At 68.9% G+C, this 17,786-nt stretch carries 10 protein-coding genes; 5 read left to right on the forward strand and 5 right to left on the reverse strand.

Features of this window, described 5'->3' with window-relative positions:
* Window positions 1-244: 244 nt before the first annotated feature.
* Window positions 245-3,118, forward strand: a complete 2,874-nt coding sequence (locus FHR21_RS01610) for a M16 family metallopeptidase (protein WP_184094635.1) — start codon at window positions 245-247, stop codon at window positions 3,116-3,118.
* Between the two features lie 67 nt (window positions 3,119-3,185).
* The gene (locus FHR21_RS01615; protein ID WP_184094636.1) at window positions 3,186-4,439 is read left to right on the forward strand and encodes a multidrug effflux MFS transporter; all 1,254 of its coding nucleotides are present in this window, start codon (window positions 3,186-3,188) and stop codon (window positions 4,437-4,439) included.
* A 34-nt stretch (window positions 4,440-4,473) separates the two neighbouring features.
* Here FHR21_RS01615 and FHR21_RS01620 read toward each other — a convergent pair whose 3' ends face one another.
* From FHR21_RS01620 to FHR21_RS01640, 5 genes are all read right to left on the reverse strand, one after another.
* Window positions 4,474-6,006, reverse strand: a complete 1,533-nt coding sequence (locus FHR21_RS01620; RefSeq protein ID WP_184094638.1) for an amino acid permease — start codon at window positions 6,004-6,006, stop codon at window positions 4,474-4,476.
* A 127-nt stretch (window positions 6,007-6,133) separates the two neighbouring features.
* Window positions 6,134-8,281, reverse strand: a complete 2,148-nt coding sequence (pbpC, locus tag FHR21_RS01625) for a penicillin-binding protein 1C (protein WP_184095532.1) — start codon at window positions 8,279-8,281, stop codon at window positions 6,134-6,136.
* A gap of 195 nt (window positions 8,282-8,476) precedes the next feature.
* Window positions 8,477-14,314, reverse strand: a complete 5,838-nt coding sequence (locus tag FHR21_RS01630; RefSeq protein WP_184094640.1) for an alpha-2-macroglobulin family protein — start codon at window positions 14,312-14,314, stop codon at window positions 8,477-8,479.
* Window positions 14,315-14,570: 256 nt separating this feature from the next.
* Window positions 14,571-14,948, reverse strand: coding sequence for a histidine triad nucleotide-binding protein (locus FHR21_RS01635; protein WP_184094642.1), 378 nt, complete (start codon window positions 14,946-14,948; stop codon window positions 14,571-14,573).
* Between the two features lie 30 nt (window positions 14,949-14,978).
* On the reverse strand, window positions 14,979-15,299 hold the full coding sequence (locus FHR21_RS01640; RefSeq protein WP_184095534.1) for a phosphoribosyl-ATP diphosphatase: 321 nt from the start codon (window positions 15,297-15,299) through the stop codon (window positions 14,979-14,981).
* Between the two features lie 199 nt (window positions 15,300-15,498).
* Between FHR21_RS01640 and ung the strand changes: the two genes are divergently transcribed.
* From ung to FHR21_RS01655, 3 genes are read left to right on the forward strand one after another with little or no spacing between them, the layout of a single operon-like run.
* Complete coding sequence (ung, locus tag FHR21_RS01645) at window positions 15,499-16,224, forward strand: uracil-DNA glycosylase (protein ID WP_184094644.1); 726 nt, start codon at window positions 15,499-15,501, stop codon at window positions 16,222-16,224.
* Complete coding sequence (locus FHR21_RS01650) at window positions 16,221-16,979, forward strand: sulfite exporter TauE/SafE family protein (RefSeq protein ID WP_184094646.1); 759 nt, start codon at window positions 16,221-16,223, stop codon at window positions 16,977-16,979. Before ung ends, FHR21_RS01650 begins: the two co-directional genes overlap by 4 nt.
* Entirely contained in the window at window positions 16,976-17,437 is a 462-nt protein-coding gene (locus FHR21_RS01655) for a YaiI/YqxD family protein (protein WP_184094648.1), read from the forward strand. The genes FHR21_RS01650 and FHR21_RS01655 overlap by 4 nt, the downstream gene beginning before the upstream one ends.
* Window positions 17,438-17,786 lie beyond the last annotated feature (349 nt).

Below are 17,786 nucleotides of genomic sequence, written 5' to 3' on the forward strand. Positions count from 1 at the left end.
GATCCCGCTTTTTGATGGACAGAGCAGGTTTCGATCTCAAGCGGGACCCCGGATCAAGTCCGGGGTGACGAAGGATGAGACGGCGAATTCCGGGTCGAGACCGGTCATTCATATCGCAGGCTTTGCGAGCCGCGCATCCCTGCCTTTACCGTCGACCCGTCGCTCGTCGAAAACCCCTTGGCGTCCGTCGGCGGAGGTTCGATAGTCGGCGGAGATATATCGCGTTCAGCAAACGGGGGAAATCATGCAGAAATCCAAGCTGTCGGCCTCGCTGGCCGTGCTCGCGCTGGTGCTGGCGAGTGCGCCGCTCGCCGCTGTGGCGGAGAAGCCCGCTGCCGCATCGTCCGAGGCCAAGGCGCTCGCCGCGACGGTCGCCGCGGTCGATATTCCCTATGAGCGCTTCCAGCTCGGCAACGGGCTGACCGTGCTCGTCCACACCGACCGCAAGGCGCCGATCGTTGGGGTGACGACCTATTATCGCGTCGGGTCGAAGAACGAGCCCAAGGGCAAGACCGGTTTCGCGCATCTGTTCGAGCATCTGATGTTCGGCGGCAGCGAGAATGTGCCCAATTTCGACGAGCCGCTCGAGGCGGCGGGGTCGACCCCGACCAACGGATCGACCTGGCTCGACCGTACCAACTATGTCGAGACGGTCCCGACGGGTGCGCTCGACCTGGCGCTGTTCATGGAAAGCGACCGCATGGGGCATCTGCTCGGCGCGGTGACGCAGGAGAAGCTCGACCAGCAGCGCGGCGTCGTCCAGAACGAAAAGCGGCAGGGCGACAACCAGCCCTATGGTATCGTCGATTATGAGGCGCAGGACGCGCTGTTCCCGGTCGGCCACCCCTATCGCCATTCGACGATCGGCTCGATGGCCGACCTCAACGCCGCGAGCCTCGACGATGTGAAGCAATGGTTCCGCGACAATTACGGGCCGAACAATGCGGTGCTGGTGCTCGCCGGCGACATCGACGCGGCGACCGCGAAGGCAAAGGTCGAGCGCTGGTTCGGCGACATTCCGGCCGGCCCAGCGATCGCTGCGGTCGATGCGCCGGTGCCGACGCTCGACAAGCCGTTCGCGAAGACGATCACCGATCAGGTCGCGACGACGCGCCTTTATCGCAACTGGGCGGTGCCGGGGCTCAACGACCCGAGCTATCCGGCGCTGAACGCGGGGATGTATATCCTCGGCGGGCTTGCGAGCTCGCGGCTCGACAATCTGCTGGTGCGCAAGGAACAGCTCGCGGTGGCGGTGACCGCCTATCTGGTGCCCTTTCAGCACGCGTCGATGGTGCAGAGCTATATCGACGTGAAGCCCGGGGTCGACGTCGCGCAGGCCGAGGCGCGCTATGACGCGATCCTCGCCGACTTCGTCAAGAACGGCCCGACGCAGGCGGAACTCGACCGCGCGGTCGCCAGCCTGGTATCGGCGCAGGTCGGTCAGCTCGAGCAGGTGGGCGGCTTCGGCGGCAAGGGCGCGACGCTGGCCGAAGGGCTCGTCTTCTCGAACGATGTCGAGAAGTACAAAAAGGACCTGGCGGCGCTCGCCGCGCTGACGCCCGCCGACGTGCGCGACGCGATGCAGAAATGGCTGACGCGCCCGGTGGCGGCGATCCGCGTCGATCCCGGTCAGCGCACCGAAGGCGGCGAGAATCGCGGCGGCTGGGAAAAGGCCGGCAGCCCGCGGATCGGATATTATCGGGCCGCCGATGCGGACCAGGCCGCTCCCGTCTCGACGCCGGCGGCGACCGCCAAGCGCAGCTTCCCGTCGGTCGAGCCGGTCGGCAGCTTCGATTTTCCTGCGATCGAGCATGCGACGCTGAAGAACGGCATTCCCGTCACCTTCGCGAAGCGTAGCGCGGTACCGAAGGTGACGGTGACGGTGAGTTTCGACGCCGGCTATGCCGCCGATGCGTCCGACGCGCGCGGCACGCAGAGCTTCATGGCGGCGATGCTCGACGAGGGCACCAAAAGCCGCGACGCGATTGCGATCGCCGAGGAGCAGGAGCGGCTGGGCGCCAGCATCAACGTGGGGGCGGGGCTCGATTCGACTTTTGTGTCGCTCGACACGCTGAGCAGCAACCTGATGCCGTCGCTGGCGCTGATGGCCGATATCGTCCGCAACCCCGCCTTTGCGCCCGCCGAGGTCGAGCGCGTCCGCGACCAGCGGATCGCGGAGATCGCTCAGGAGGAGAACAGCCCTTTCCTGCTCGCGCTGCGAGCGCTGCCGCCGCTGATCTATGGCGCGAACCATCCCTATGGCGCGCCGATGACGGGCAGCGGCAGCCGCGCCGTCGTCGCGAAGCTGACCCCCGCCGATCTGGCCGCGGCGCATGCGGCGTCGATCCGGCCCGATACGGCGCGGATCGTCGTCGTCGGCGATGTCGACAAGGCGGCGGCGGTCGCGGCGCTCGACCGCGCATTCGGAGACTGGGCCGCGCCGGCGACCCCGGCGGCGACCAAGGCGTTCGATCTCGCCATTCCCGAACAGCCCCAGCATATCGTGCTGATCGACCGGCCCGGCGCGCCGCAGTCGGTCATCGCCGCGGGCCGGGTGCTGCCCGAGACCGGCAAGGACGCGAACGAGGTGCTGAAGGCCTCGAACGAAATTCTCGGCAATGGATTCCTGTCGCGGCTCAACCAGAATCTGCGCGAAACCAAGGGCTGGTCCTATGGCGTTCGCTCGGTGATCCAGGAGACCGAGGGCCGGATGCCCTTCTATGTCCAGGCGCCGGTGCAGAGCGATCGCACCGGCGACGCGATCGCCGAGATGCTGCGCGAGATGCGCGATTATCCGGCGGCGCGCGGCGCGACGGCGGTGGAGGTCAACCGGATCAGGGAAGGCAATATTCGCGGCCTGCCGAACCGGTTCGAGACGCGGGGACAGATCGCGAACGGGATCGAGCAGATCGTCCGCTTCGGCCGGCCCGACGATTATTACGAGACGCTGCCCGCGGTCTATGGCGCGCTGACGGCCGAAAGCCTGAACGCGGCGGCGGCGAAGGACCTGCAGCCGGGCCACCTCGTCATCGTCGTCGTCGGCGATGCGAAGACGGTGAAGCCGCAACTCGCCAAGCTGGGCCTGCCGATCGAGGAGCAGGCGCCGCCGCAGGAATAGCTATGCCCGGATGACGGACGGGGTTGGCTCTGGTCAAACGGAGCGGCTCCGTCCATATGTTGCTGCAATGCACAATCCGACCGCCCCCGCCGCGCCGACGCGCCCCCGCCTGCCCGGCGACCGCGAAATGGTGATGATGATGGCGATGGTGATGGCGCTCAACGCCCTCGCCATCGATTCGATGCTGCCCACCTTGCCCGCGATCGGCGAGGCGCTGGGCGTGACTGTCGCCAACGACCGGCAATATGTGATCTCCATCTATCTGCTCGGCGTCGGCTTCGGCTCGCTCCTCTACGGGCCGCTAGCCGACCGTTTCGGGCGCAAGGGCGTGCTGGTGCCGGCGCTGATCGCCTATACGGTCTTCGCGATCGGCAGCGGGCTGTCGATGAGCTTTCCGATGCTGCTGGCGCTGCGCTTCGGCCACGGCTTCGTCAGCGCGGCGCTGGGCGTGGTCGTCATCGCGGTGATCCGCGACCTGTTCGTCGGCGACGCGATGGCCAAGCGCATGTCGCTGATCTTTCTGGTCTTCATGATCGTACCGATCATCGCGCCGTCGATCGGCGCCGGGGTCGCGGCGCTGGCGGGCTGGCGCGCGATCTTCTTCGTCTTCGCCGCGATGAGCCTGCTGATGATCGCGTGGCTGCGCCGCCTGCCCGAAACGCTCGAGCCGCAGGACGTGCGCCGGCTCGACTGGCGGACGATGATCGCGGGCTGGCTGACGGTCACGCGCCACCGCCGTGCCGCGGGCTATATGATCGCGTCCGGCCTGATGCAGGGGGCGCTGTTCGGCTATCTCAATAGCAGCGAGCAGATCATCGCCGAGGTGTTCGACGCGCGCGCGCTGTTCCCGCTGATATTCGCGTGCGTCGCGATCGGCATCGCCATCGCCAATTTCTCGAACGCGCGGATCGTCGAGCGTTTCGGCGCGCGGCGCGTGTCGCAGGCCGCGGTCTTCGCCTTCATGGTCACGGCGCTCGCGCAGATCGTCGCGGCGCTCAGCGGTGTCGAGACGCTGACCATGTTCACGCTGCTGATGATGGTCAACGTCGGCCTGATCGGGTTCATCGGCGGCAATTTCGGGTCGATCGCGATGGAGGATTTCGGCCATATGGCGGGTGTCGCCTCCTCCTATCAGAGTTTCGCCAAGACGCTGCTCGCGGCGGTCGTCGGCGCGCTGATCGGGCAGCAATATGATGGAACGACGCTGCCGCTCGCCTATGCCTTCATGATCTGCGCCGTGACGGGGCTGCTGCTCGTCCTGTGGGCCGAGCGCGGCAGATTGTTCACCCGGCCGGGCACCGCGCCCAAAAGCCCTTTCTGACGGGCAGAGAAAAGGGGGCCGAAGCCCCCTTTCCCTATTCGGCGATCGGAGGCACCGGCTGCGGCGGTGCGTCGGGATCATCCTCGTGCACCTCCACGATCCCGCGGCCGACATGGCTGCGCGACCGGCTGTAGAGGAAATAGACGAGCAGGCCGACCGCGGCCCAGATCAGGAAGAGGATGATGCTCTTGTGATCGAGGTTGAAGAAGAGATAGATGCAGCCCGCGATCGCGACCGGCGCGGTGATGAAGATCGCCGGCGTGCGGAAGGGGCGATGGCGTCCGGGATCGGTCCGGCGGATCACCAGCACCGCGATCGACACCGCGGCAAAGGCGAACAGCGTACCCGAGTTGGAGATGTTCGCGAGCTGCCCCACGGGGAAGAAGGCGGCGAACAGCGCCACCGCGACGCCGGTGATGATCGTGATGACATGCGGCGTGTGGAATTTCGGATGGATCTTCGAAAAGGCCTGCGGCAGCAGACCGTCGCGGCTCATCACGAAGAAGATGCGGGTCTGGCCGAACATCATCATCAGGATGACCGACGGCAGCGCGAGACCAGCCGCGAGGCCGATCAGATTGCCGACCTGCGTCCAGCCGATCTCGCGCATCGACCAGGCCAGCGCCTCCTTCGAGCAGACCACCGCCTGATCGGCGATCGCGCCGCATGCGGCCGCCAGTTCGCGGCTGCCGGGTTCGAGCGCATGGCCGGTGGCGGCGTCGATGCCCATCGGCTGCGCGCCGACGCTGCCGATGACGCCCGCCGCGACGAGCAGATAGAAGATGGTGCAGATCGCGAGGCTGCCGATCAGGCCGATCGGCATGTTGCGCTGCGGATTCTTGGTTTCCTCCGCCGCGGTCGACACCGCGTCGAAGCCGACATAGGCGAAGAAGATAGAGGCGGCCGCGGCGCCGATGCCGCCGATGCCGAGCGGAGCGAAAGGCTCGAAATTCTGCATGTTCATCACCGGCACGGCGAGGATGATGAAGACGGTCAGCGCGAGAACCTTGATGACGACCAGGATCGCGTTCACCGTCGCCGACTCGCGCGTGCCGATCACCAGCAGCCAGGTCACCAGACCGGCGATGAGCATCGCGGGCAGGTTGATCATGCCGCCGTCGAACGGCCCGAGCACGAGGGTCGGTGGCAAGTGGATGCCGAGGCCATTTTGCAGCAGCCCGACGACATAGCCCGACCATCCGACCGACACCGCGCCGGCCGCAACGGCATATTCGAGGATCAGCGCCCAGCCGACCATCCAGGCGATCATTTCGCCCATCACGGCATAGCTGTAGGTATAGGCGGAGCCCGAGACGGGCACCATCGACGCCATTTCGGCATAGCAGAGCGCCGCGAAGGCGCAGACGAAGCCGGCGATGACGAAGCTGACCATCATGCCGGGGCCCGCCTTTTGCGCAGCCTCGGCCGTCAGCACGAAGATTCCGGTGCCGATCACCGCGCCGATGCCCAGCATGGTGAGCTGGAAGGCGCCTAGCGTTCGCGTCAGCGATTTCTTTTCCGCCGTCGCCAAAATGGCGTCCAACGGTTTGACCCGGCCAAATATCATAGAAATATCCCCTTGTCGGGCGGCCGTCGACGGCGCCCTCTCCTGGCGGCGCAGACTAGCCGCTCCTTCCGTCAGCGCAACTTAATTTCACGGGACCAGCGCGGCTTTCGGTGGGGTCCAGCCGCGCTTACCGTACCGTAAAGCGGACGCGATCGATCGTCCGTCCGCCGGGATCGACGAGCGCGAGGACGTGGCTGCCGGGGCGCGGCACGATCTGGAGACCCGCGTCGGCGTCGCCCGCCGGCCGCTTGTCGAGGATCAGCCGGTGGCCGGCGACCGCCCCGCTGACGGTCACCGCGAGCCGCTGGCGGTCCGCGGGAATGTCGGGGTCGATCGCATAGACGCTGCCGTTGACCGGATTGACGATGCGCGGGCGGCGCGCGGCCTGCGGCGCGGCCGCCATCACGCTCTGCGCGGTGCCGCGGAGGAAATATTCGCGCCGCGGCGGCTCGCGGGTGCCCGGCAGCGCGATGCGTCGCACCTCGACCCCCTCGGGCACTGCGGGCGGCTTGCCGGGGTGGCCGGCGTGGAGCGCCATCATCACGTCGCGCCACACCGGCGCGGCGCCCGAGGTGCCCGACACGGCGCGCATCGAGTCGCCCTCGAGATTGCCGACCCAGACCGCGACCGTGTAGCGGTCGGACCAGCCGATGCACCAATTGTCGCGCATCGCCTTTGACGTGCCGGTCTTGGCCGCGGCCCAGAAGGGCAGGCGCAGCGCGCTGTCGGCGCCGAAGGCGTCGGTGCGCGCGGTGGCGTCGGAGAGGATGTCGCCGACGACGAAGGCGGCGGCGGGGCTGACGATGGCGCGCGGATGTTGGCGAAAGTGCCGCGAAACGTCATAGGTCACCGGTGACCACTTTCCATAATTAGCCAATGTTCTGAATGCATTAGCCTGCTCGACCAGCGAAACTTCGGCCGATCCGAGTGCCAGCGAGTAGCCGTAGTAGTCGCCGTCCTCGACGACGCCGTGATAGCCGAGCGCCCAGAGGCGGTCGCGGAACGCCTGCACGCTGTCGATGACGAGGGTGCGGACGGCGGGAACGTTCAGCGAGCTGGCGAGCGCCTTGCGGACGCTGACCGGCCCCTTGAAGCTGTGGTCGTAATTCTTCGGCACATAGAGGCCCGAGGCGGTATCGAGCTGAACCGGGCTGTCGTCGAGGATCGAGGCGGCGGTCAGCCAGCCCCGTTCGATGACCTGCGCATAAAGATGCGGCTTGAGCGTCGAACCCGCCTGCCGCCGGGCGTTGGCGCCGTCGACCGCGGCGGCGGTCGAGTTCAGGCCGACGCCGCCGACATAGGCGAGCACGTCGCCGGTGGCGTTGTCGAGGACGACGACCGCGCCGTCGCGCACCCGTTCGGCGCCGAGGCCCGAAAGCTGGCGGCGCATGGCGGCGATGGCGATCTGTTGCGCGTGGCGGTCGATCGTCGTGGTCACGCGCTGGCCCGGCCTTTCGAGCAGGCGGATCGCGAGATGCGGCGCGAGCGCGGGGTCGAGCCGCGCCGCGCGCTCGCCCGAGACGAGCGTCGCGGCGGCCGCCCGGATCGCGCCGCAATCCTTTGCGTGCGCAATGCGGCAGGCGCGGTCGCCGAGCGTCTTCGCGCCCGCCGACGGGTTGGGGAGCAGGCCGGCAAGGAGCGCGGCGTCGGTGCGGGTCATCTCGGCCGGGCGCTTGCCGAACAGGCTGTTCGCGCCGGCGCCGATCCCCTGCGCCTCGCCCCGGAGCGGTACGAGGTTCAGATAGGCTTCGAGCATCTGTTCGTGGGTCCAGTTCGCGGCGAGGGCCTGCCCGGCGCGCATCTGCTTGAGCTTGGCGAGCCAGTTCCGGTGGCCGGGCCGTGCGAGTTCGGGCGCGAGGAAGGCGGCGAGCTGCATCGGCAGCGTCGAGGCGCCGCGCGACGCGCCGCCGGTCCCCCCCATTGTCAGGCGCGCGCGGATCGCGGCCGCGATGGCCAGCCAGTCGATCCCGCCGTGCGACCAGAAGCGACGGTCCTCGGCCGTCACCACCGCGTCGCGGACGGCGGGGCTGATATTCTTGAGCGGCACCCAGCCGAGGCGGCGGCGCTGGAAGTCGACGCGGATCGTGTCGAGCAGCCGGCCGTCGCGGTCGTAGAGCCACGCCTCGCTGGGCTTCCACGCGGCGCGGACGTCGGCGTAGGCGGGCATCGCCGGGGGCTTGGTGACGAGATGCGCGGCGGTGACGAGGATCAGCGACGCGAGCGCGATCCACGCGAGGGCATCGAAGAGGCGGAATCGGCGCTGCTGTTGGACCATCTGATAGAGCGATAATTCCGTTGCGGATGTCACAATAAGCCCCTCCCCTTCAGGGGAGGGGTTGGGGGTGGGGTCCATCGGCCTTGCGCAAGGCCGATGGACCCCACCCGCTGCGACTAGCGAACAAGTTCGCAAGTCTCGCGGCCCTCCCCTGAAGGGGAGGGGCTTGGGTTTTTTGCCGAGCCATCGGGATCATCACTCGGCCGACCCTGCCACGGTCATCGCGCCGTTCGGCCATTGGCCGCGGATGGCGGGGGAATACATCGCCTCGACCCGCGTCGGGGGCAGGGTGAAGCGGCCCGAGCCGTTCAGGCGCACGACATATTCGACCGCGTGGGTGCCCGCGGGCATCCAGGCGAAATAGCCGCGCCAGCTATCCTTGCGGCGCTCGACATAGCTCGGCTGCCAGCCCGAGCCGTCGGCCTGGTCGGCGAGCATGTCCGACTGGCCGCCGAGATTGCCGACGATGGTCGCGCCGGGCGGGATCGGATCGTTGACGATGACCCAGGTGCGGCCGGCCGCGGCGGTCACCTCGATCCGGATCTTGACGACGTCGCCGCGCACCAGCCGTTTGGGGTCGGCCGCCTTGACGATGCTCATCGTGCGCCTGATCCGGTAGCCGGCGTTGAGCGGCTCCTGAAGCGGCACGGCGGCGCGGACGCGGACGGTCGCCCAGGGCGCGCCGCCGCCGTCGTGCCGCAGGCTCATCGTGCCCGCGGCGAGCGGGACGCTGAGCGGCGCGGTGCCGGCGGGCATCGGCCAGCCCTGCGCCGCGCTGCCGCCCGCGAGCGCGATGCGGGTCGTGCCGGTGATCGCGCTCGCCGGATAGAGTTCGGCGAAGCGGCGGACGACGGTGGCACCCCAGGCGTTGGCCGGGGTCGTGTCCCAATGGCCGCGGCGCTGGCGCTGGGCGACGCCGACCATCAGCTTGCCCGCGTCATCCTCCCACCCCTTGCGGCCGAGCACGGCCTCGAGCGTCTTGATCGCCATTTCGTCGCCGCTCATCATCATCCACCACGGCGCCTTCGCGTCGTCGACGAGGTCGAGGCGCGTGCCTTCGTAAACGAGGCGCTTGCGAAGCTCGGCCTCGGCCTCGGCGCGGAGGCGCGGGGCGTTCCTGACGCCCGGCGTCCGTTCGAGCGCGACGAGCCAGTCGGCGAGCGTGCCGGTCGCCATATCCTGCGGCGCCATGTCGACCGTCGCCACGAGCTGGGCATTCGACGACTTGTTGCGCGCGAGCGCGGCGAGCGCGGCGACGCGGACGAGGCGGATGTCGTAGGGGCCATAGCCCTTGCGGTCGAGCCGTCCCTCGACGAGCGCCTGCAGGGCGGCGATCATCCTTGCCTTCGAAGCCTCGGGGATGGCGAAGCCGTTCGCGGCGGTGATCGCGAGCACATAGGCGGTCAGCTCGGGCGAGCCCTGCAGCCGCTCGCTCGGCCAATAGCGGAGCAGCCCGTCGTCATCGAGATAGGTCGGCATCGCCCCGGCGAGTGCCTGCCAGTGCCCGATGTCGCCGAGCGCGACGGCGCGCGACGCCTGCTGCTCGAAACAGTCATAGGGGTAGATCGCCATATAGTCGCGCACCCCGGCAAGCGGCGGCGCGAGCGTATCGGACAGCGCGATGTCGACGAAGCCGCCCGGCAGCGCGCCCGCGGGCGGCGCAATGGGCAGGCTGGTGTCGGCGCCGACGCGGAAGAGAGTCGCCGCCCAGGTCTCGATCGGCACCGCGGGCTCGATCATCTGGTCGAAGACCAGCCGGTCGCGCTGCCGGCCGTCCTTCGACGCCGCCTCGACCGTCCATTGCAGCCTGCCGAGGGTTTCGGGCGCGGTCATCGTCCAGCTTATCGGCACCGCGCCGCCCGCCGGGATGGTCACGGTCAGCGGCTGGCCGGTGGCGACCGCGGGGAGCAGCGACGGGGTCGCGGTGACGGTCATGGCCTTGTCGGTGCCGTTGCGCAGCGTGAAGCGCGCGTCATAGCTGTCGCCGGTGCGGACGAGTTCGGGGAGCCCGGCGAAGATCGCGAGATCCTGCACGGTGCGCACGCTGGTTTCGCCGGTGCCGAAATATTGCGAGCCGTCGGTCGCGATCGCGACGAGGCGGAAGGCGGAGAGATTGTCGGACAGCGGCACGTCGACCGTCGCGCGGCCCTTGGCGTCGAGCGCGACATGACCCTGCCACAAGAGCACGGGGCGGAAATCCTCGCGCGTCAGGCCGGACAGGTCGCCGCCACCGCCGCCGCCGGGTTCGAGCGCCTTGCGGCCATAGTGGCGTTTGCCGACCACCTGCATCTGCGCGGTCGAGGTGAGCACGTCGAGCGTGCGTTCGCCCATCATCGCGTCGAGCAGCTTCCAGCTTTCGTTGGGCGCGAGCTGGAGCAGCGCCTCGTCGACCGCGACGAAGGCGACGTCGGCGCCCGCGGCGGGCTTGTCGTCGGGGGTCTTGACCTCGATGCTCGCCTTCGCGGTGTCGCGCACCGCATAGCTCTTCTTGTCGGTCTTGACCTTGACGCCGAGCCGGTGGCCTTCCCAGCCGACCTTGATGCGCGCGATGCCGAGGCGGTAACTCGGCTTGGCGAGGTCGACGAGCGCGGTCGGGGGCGCGGCCTCGCTCTTTTCGACCTCGAAGCCGACCGCGCGCTTCATGCGGCGGAACCAGCTTTCGCCGCCGGTCACGCGCCCGCGCACCGCCATGACCGAGACATAGACGTCGGGGGCATAGGTGGCGGGGAGCTTGACCTTCACCACCGGGTCGGTGCCCTCGAGCGTCGTGACGAAGCTCGACAGCACGCCCTCGCGCTCGACGGTGACGAGCGCGGTCGCTTCGCGGAAGGGCATGCGGACCTGGAATTTCGCCGTGTCGCCGGCGTCGTAGCGCGGCTGTTCGGCGATCACGTCCATGCGGTCGCCATTGTCGCCGCCGAACCACCAGTCGTCGTCGCCGGCAAGCCAGACCGAGCGTACCGCGCGCGCCTCGTTGCCGTCGGCGTCGGTCGTGGTCGCGACCACCGTGACCTCGCCCGAGACGCCGGGCGCCATCGCGCAATCGGCGCGGCCGAGCCGGTCGGTCCTGGCGCTGCAATGCGCGTCGAGCCGGGTGGTGCGCATCTGGTTGTCATAGGCGTAGAAGCCGCCGATCAGGCGCCGCCGGGCGGTGATGATCTCGCGGTTATAGAGCGCGACCTCGATGCGCTGGCCGCGGATCGGCTGGCCTTCGAGGTCGAGCGCGACGAATTTCAGCCGCAGATCGTCGTCGCGCATCAGCCAGCCGTCGGTCTTGAGCCCGAGCCGCACGGCGGACGGATAGAGGGTGATGCGGCGGCTGGAGGTTAGCGTTTCGCCATTGGCGTCGGCATAGTCCATCTCGACCGCCATCAGCGTCGGCTCGCTGATCGGCTGATCGACGATGACGTTGGTGGCCGCGGTGCCGTCGGCGCCGAGGGTCAGCGGCAGCGAGCGCGCGAGCGGCATGTCGGCGCTGGGCACGTCGCCGTCGTCATCGAGCTGGACGATGCCTTCCTCGACCGGCTGGCCGTCGAAATCCCAGCCCTCATAATCCTGCGGCGGCGACCAGCTCGGGCGGAAATCGGTGCGCAGTTCGACCGGCAGGCCGGGCGCGGGGCCGCCCGAGAGATAACCGACGAACAGCGACAGCGGCACGCTGGTCGGGCGCACCGGCGGCGTCTTCGGCCCCGTGATCTCCGCCTTCATCGTCGGCAGGCGATATTCGTCGACGCGGATCGACTGGTCGGTCCAGATCGTCCTGTCCTTGCCCTCTTTGTCCTTGGTGACGAAGACGAGGCTGTAATCGCCCATCGGCGCCGATTTGGGGACGTCCCAGCGCGTCTCGCCGCTGCCGTCCGCTTGAATCGCGAAGGGCATTTCGAACTCGGTGTCCGAACCGCGATGGACGAGGCGCAGCTTGCCCGCCATCGGTTCGGGGGTCTTGAAGCCGGTGCCGACGGGGCGGCGCAGGACATGTTTCATGTTCACCGTCTCGCCCGCCTTGACGAGCGCGCGGTCGAAGATGGTGTGGAGGATGTCGCCGCGCTCCGACCAGCCATAGGGCAGGTCGAAATCATAGGGGCGGATGCCGTCGCCCCAGTCGGTGAGGGTGAAGCTGAAATCGTCGCCCGCGCGCGCGGTGACCATCAGCGCATGACCCTCGCTGTCGGCGGGGTCGGGGTCCTTCCCGCAGCTCGACCAGGTTTCCGGCTCGGGCAGCCCGGTCGGAAAGGCGAGGCGGCCCGCCTTGTCGGCGGTGCCGCGCGCAAGCTGGCGGCCGGTGCAACTGTCGGTGACGCGGATGTCGGCGCCGGCGACGGGCTTGCCGCTGTCGAGCGAGGTCACCCAGGCCAGCGAGCTTTCGCGGCCCCATTTGAAATGCACCGCCATGTTGGTGACCAGCGCGGCGGTCGCGACATAGCGCGTCGCCTGGCGCCCGAGCAGCGCGGCGCCGAGTTCGGGGCTGGCGATCTCGACGACGTGGAAGCCCTTTTCCTTGAGCGGAATGCCGATGACCTCGAACGCCTTGCCGCCGCCGGGCGGGGTCAGCGTCAGGTCGCGGCGGGTGCCGCCGGCGGGCGCGTCGTCGAAGACCGAGGTGATGCCGGTATAGTTGACGGTGACGTCCTTGCCCGTCGCGTCGCGTTCCTGCCGGTAATCCGTGTCGTCGGCGTCGTCGACGCGCTTCAGCCAGCGCGCGATCGCGGCATCGTCGTCGCCGACGCGCAGCGTGCGCGCGGGCATCTGAAGATCCTTGCGGACCAGCGACGCCTCGACCCCGCGCACGGTGACGGGGAGGACGCCGCCCTCGCCCGCCTCCAATATGCCGAAGGGGGCGGCGAACTTGACCAGCGGCGGGGCGCGGTCGATGTGGAATTTCAGCGGGAAATTCGCCTGATTCTGAAGCGTGCGGCCACTCTGGTCGGTGACGCCTTCGGGCAGCGCCAGCGTCGCGTCGACATTCTGCGGCAGCGGGCCGGCGAAATGCACCTCGGTCAGCCAGGGATCGTTCCTGTCGCTGTCGGAAGCCTTTGCGGCCAGGCGCTGGCCGTCGGCGGTGGACAGCGTCGCGGCCAGCGCGGTAGCGCGCGCGACCGGCGAGGCGAATTTCAGCGTGACGGCCTCGATCGGGTTGCAGCCCGCCTGCGGATTGACGCGGCGGCACGCCATCTTCGCGGTGAACGCCGGGCGCACGTCATAGTCGAAGCGCTGGTCGCGCCCGGCGGTGCGCGACGGCACCCCGGCCTGCTGGATGCGCGCATCCCAGACGAGCGCCATGTCGCGGCCCGGCGGCAACGGGCGGCGGCACTTGAGGGGGACGATGCGGTCGAGCGCGGCGTCGCGGTCGGCGCCCGCGGCGGGCAGCCGCTCGGGCAGGCCGGCGTCATAGGCGAAGGAGCGCGCTCGCCAGTCGTTCCGGCCGAGGCCGGTCAATATTTCGGTCGCGGTCTCGCGCGGCAGCACGTCGACGGGAATCTTCTCGCCGATGCCGTCGACCGCGCAATAGGCGAAGCGGCCGACCGAGACGCGGTCGGCGGCGACGTTGGTCGCGACGAGGAAGATCTGGTCCTCCTCGATCCCATCGTAAGTTCCGCCGGCGAGCACCGCGCGCGCCGAGGGGCCACCGGTGTCGAGCGCGAAGCGGTCGTTGCCGACCACCGACACGCCGCGCGCGGTGGCGAGGTCGGGGCGCAGCGACACGGTGCAGCGCTTGCCGCCCGGCAGCGGCTGGTCGAATTCGAGAACCCAGGTGCGCGTGTCGACCCAGCGGCCGGTCGCGGGCAGCTTGCAGTCGTGGGTCGCGGGGGCTTTGGCGCGCGGATCGCCGAGCGGCACCATATCCTCGGAAAAGCGCAGGGTGAAGCGGGTGATGGTGCCGTCGCCGGTACCCGAGCTGCCCGGCGTCGCGAGCGTGACCTGCGGGACGGTGTCGCCGCCCGCGGCGGCGAGCAGTGCGGCGAGGGGGACGATCAGCGCGAGGCGCATCCCGCCGGTCAGCCGATTCGCGAACGCGCGCCATCCCTGCTTCATTCCGCCGCCCTTCCCTGTTGGCACGCGCGCTATCCTGCTGGAAACAGGGGCGAGAGTCCACCCGTCACCGGCGGGCGGCAGGATAGCGGGGCGGTGGGGAAAGGATGTGACGGGACGCACAGGCGCGAAGCAGAGATCGTCGCCCCAGCGAAAGCCGGGGCCGCTGGTGGCCTTTTCCGGCAGCGCCGCGTAAACCGACTGCGACCCCGGCTTTCGCCGGGGTGACGTGTTCTCGGAGTGCTCTTTCAGCCTATCTTCAGCGCACGAGCATCGGGCCGAGCGGCTGGCCGGCGAAGATGTGGACGTGGAGGTGGGCGATTTCCTGATGGCTGTCGAGCCCGACGTTGGCGAGCAGGCGATAGCCGGGGGCGACGAGGCCCTGATCGCGCGCGACCTCGCCGACGGCGCGGACGAAGCCTGCGATTTCTTCGGCGCTCGCGCGCTCCGAGAAATCGTCCCAGCTCACATAGGCGCCCCTGGGGATGACGAGGATGTGCAGCGGCGCCTGCGGGTTGATGTCGTGAAAGGCAAGGGCGTGTTCGTCCTCGTAAACCTTCTTGCACGGTAGCTCGCCGCGCAGGATGCGCGCGAAGATGTTGCTGTCGTCATAGGGCTGGGTGGCGTCGATCGGCATCGCGGACTCCGTCTTGTCGCTTGGGCTTGTCTATTGGGGGCGGGCGGCCTTTTCGGCGTGGCCCGAGGTACCGTGGCGGCGGCCGAGTTCGGCGGCGATATCGGCCCAGCCGAGGCCGCGCTCGGCCAGCAGCACGGTCAGGTGGAAGATCAGGTCGGCCGCCTCGCCGGCCAGCGCGGCGTCGTCCTCGGTCAGCGCGGCGATGACGGTCTCGACCGCTTCCTCGCCCAGTTTCTGCGCGATCTTGCCGCGGCCTTTCGCCGCGAGGCTCGCGACATAGGAGGCGTTCGCGTCGCCCGCGGCGAGCCGGTCACGGACAACGCTTTCCAGTTGTTCGAGCGCGCCGCCGATATCCTGTGTCATCGTCTTGCCCCTTATCCGTTCGCCCTGAGCTTGTCGAAGGGCCGTTCTTTCTTTCAGCGTCGCAGAAGGAAGAACGGTGCTTCGACAAGCTCAGCACGAACGGAGGTAAATACTTTGCTTGGTGCAGGCGCACTAGCCGCCGATAACCCTCTGGACAAGGCCGCGCGGCTCTGGTCGAAGGGCGCGCATGGCCGAGGTCAAGCTTCATTCCGACTGGCTCGCGCGGATCGGCGGCGAGTTCGAGCAGCCCTATATGGCGGCGCTCAAGCAGTTTCTGGCGGGCGAGCGCGCGAAGGGCAAGGCGATCTATCCGCGCCCGCGTGACTGGTTCGCGGCGCTCGACGCGACGCCGCCGCAGGATGTGCGCGTCGTGATCCTGGGACAGGACCCCTATCACGGGCCGGGGCAGGCGCACGGGCTGTGCTTTTCCGTGCAGCCGGGGGTGCGGGTGCCGCCGAGCCTGGTCAACATCTATAAGGAGATGCAGGCCGACCTCGGCATTCCGCCGGCGCGGCACGGTTACCTCGGGCATTGGGCCGAACAGGGCGTGCTGCTGCTCAACAATTGCCTGACGGTCGAGGCGGGAATGGCCGCGTCGCATCAGGGCAAGGGGTGGGAGCGCTTCACCGACGCCGCGGTCGCGGCGGTCGCCGCCGACCCGGCGCCCAAGGTCTTCATCCTGTGGGGCAGCCACGCGCAGCGCAAGGCGGCGAACGTGCCGGGGCTGGGGCCGGGCAGTCCGCACCTGATCCTGCGTGCGCCGCATCCGTCGCCGCTGTCGGCGCATAATGGTTTCTTCGGATCGAAGCCGTTCAGCCAGGCCAATGCCTTCCTCGAGGCGCAGGGGCGCGGCGCGATCGACTGGCGGTTGCCCGAGGCGCCCGCCGAACCGTCAGGCGCCGCCACGGCATGAGCCTGCTTGCAGAGCCGGCGACGCTCGCGGCGCTCGTCGTCGCGGTGATCCTGCTCGGCATGGCGAAGGGCGGGCTGGCCGGGGTCGGCGCGCTCGCGACGCCGCTTGCGGCGCTGGTGCTGCCGCCCGCGACCGCCGCGGCGGTGCTGCTGCCGGTGCTGATCGTGCAGGACGTGGTCAGCGTCTGGGCCTTTCGCCGCACATGGGACGGGTGGATCATCGCCTGGATGGTGCCCGGCGCCGCGCTGGGCGTCGCGGCGGGCTGGTTCTATGCCGAGCGGGTGAACGAGGCGCAGCTTATGGCGGCGCTGGGCGCGATCACGCTGGCCTTCGGCCTCTATCGCCTGTGGGTCGAGCGCGGCGGGCGCGTCGTCGCCGCGTCGCGCTCGCCGGGCTGGGTGGGCAGCCTGTTCGGCTTCGCGACCGGGCTGACCAGCCAGATCGCCCATGCCGGCGGCCCGCCGTTCCAGATGTGGGTGACGCCGCGCAAGCTGCCGCACCTGGCCTTCATCGGGACGAGTTCGATCCTGTTCGCCATCGTCAACTGGATGAAGGTGCCCGCCTATCTGGCGCTCGGCGCCTTCCGGCACGAGGTCGTCGTCGCGGCGCTGCTGCTGATGCCGCTTGCGATCGTCTCGACCTTGCTCACCGTGCGGTGGCTCAAGCGGATGCAGCCCGAGCGTTTCTATCTGATCATCTACCTGCTGATGGTCGCGCTCGGCGCCAAGCTGCTGTGGGACGGGGTGGCGGGATGAGCGCCGCGCCGGTCATCCTGGTCGACGCCGACGCCTGCCCGGTCAAGGAGGAGGTGTACCGCGTCGCATGGCGGCACGCGGTGCCGGTGAAGATCGTCAGCAACAGCCGGCTGCGCGTGCCCGAGCATCCGCTGGTCGAGCGGGTGGTGGTGTCGGACGGCTTCGATGCCGCCGACGACTGGATCGCCGACGCGGCGGACGACCGCAGCATCGTGGTCACCGCCGACATATTGCTCGCCGACCGCGCGCTGAAGGCGGGGGCGGCGGTGCTGGCGCCGACCGGCAAGCCCTTCACCGCCGCGTCGATCGGCCCCGCCATCGCGACGCGCGCGATCATGGCCGACCTGCGCGCCGGGATGGGGGACGGCGTCGGCGGTCCGCCGCCCTTTTCCAAGGCCGACCGGTCACGGTTTCTGCAGGCGCTCGATGCGGCGCTGGTGCGGTTGAAGCGGGGGTGAGGGGAGCGGCCATACTTCTCCTACCCCGCTGCGGCTAGTATAGTGGAAACGAAGTTCGCGGCATTAGAGCATCGAGCCTTAAATCTGACCCATCGTCCCGTTCGTGTCGAGCGAAGTCGAGACACCCATCGGGGTGGCGTAAGACCGATGGGTGTCTCGACTTCGCTCGACACGAACGGATAAGGCGCGTTGCAGATTTACGGCACCCCGCTCTAGCAAGCGTCACCCTGAACTTGTTTCAGGGTCCATGGCCGGCCCTCGAAATAAGCGCAGCTTGTAAGGAAAGAACCGGCCATGGATGCTGAAACAAGTTCAGCATGACGATCTTTATAGGACGAATTCAGTTCCA

Source organism: Sphingopyxis panaciterrulae, assembly GCF_014199295.1.
Classification (GTDB): Bacteria; Pseudomonadota; Alphaproteobacteria; order Sphingomonadales; family Sphingomonadaceae; genus Sphingopyxis; species Sphingopyxis panaciterrulae.

What these genes read in the sequence shown, in the direction of transcription:
- FHR21_RS01655 (WP_184094648.1), top strand. Translation starts at nt 16,976, where the DNA reads ATGAGCGCCGCGCCGGTCATCCTGGTCGACGCCGACGCCTGCCCGGTC.
- ung (WP_184094644.1), top strand. Translation starts at nt 15,499, where the DNA reads ATGGCCGAGGTCAAGCTTCATTCCGACTGGCTCGCGCGGATCGGCGGC.
- FHR21_RS01630 (WP_184094640.1), bottom strand. Translation starts at nt 14,314, where the DNA reads ATGAAGCAGGGATGGCGCGCGTTCGCGAATCGGCTGACCGGCGGGATG.
- pbpC (WP_184095532.1), bottom strand. Translation starts at nt 8,281, where the DNA reads ATGGTCCAACAGCAGCGCCGATTCCGCCTCTTCGATGCCCTCGCGTGG.
- FHR21_RS01620 (WP_184094638.1), bottom strand. Translation starts at nt 6,006, where the DNA reads ATGATATTTGGCCGGGTCAAACCGTTGGACGCCATTTTGGCGACGGCG.
- FHR21_RS01610 (WP_184094635.1), top strand. Translation starts at nt 245, where the DNA reads ATGCAGAAATCCAAGCTGTCGGCCTCGCTGGCCGTGCTCGCGCTGGTG.
- FHR21_RS01615 (WP_184094636.1), top strand. Translation starts at nt 3,186, where the DNA reads ATGCACAATCCGACCGCCCCCGCCGCGCCGACGCGCCCCCGCCTGCCC.
- FHR21_RS01650 (WP_184094646.1), top strand. Translation starts at nt 16,221, where the DNA reads ATGAGCCTGCTTGCAGAGCCGGCGACGCTCGCGGCGCTCGTCGTCGCG.
- FHR21_RS01635 (WP_184094642.1), bottom strand. Translation starts at nt 14,948, where the DNA reads ATGCCGATCGACGCCACCCAGCCCTATGACGACAGCAACATCTTCGCG.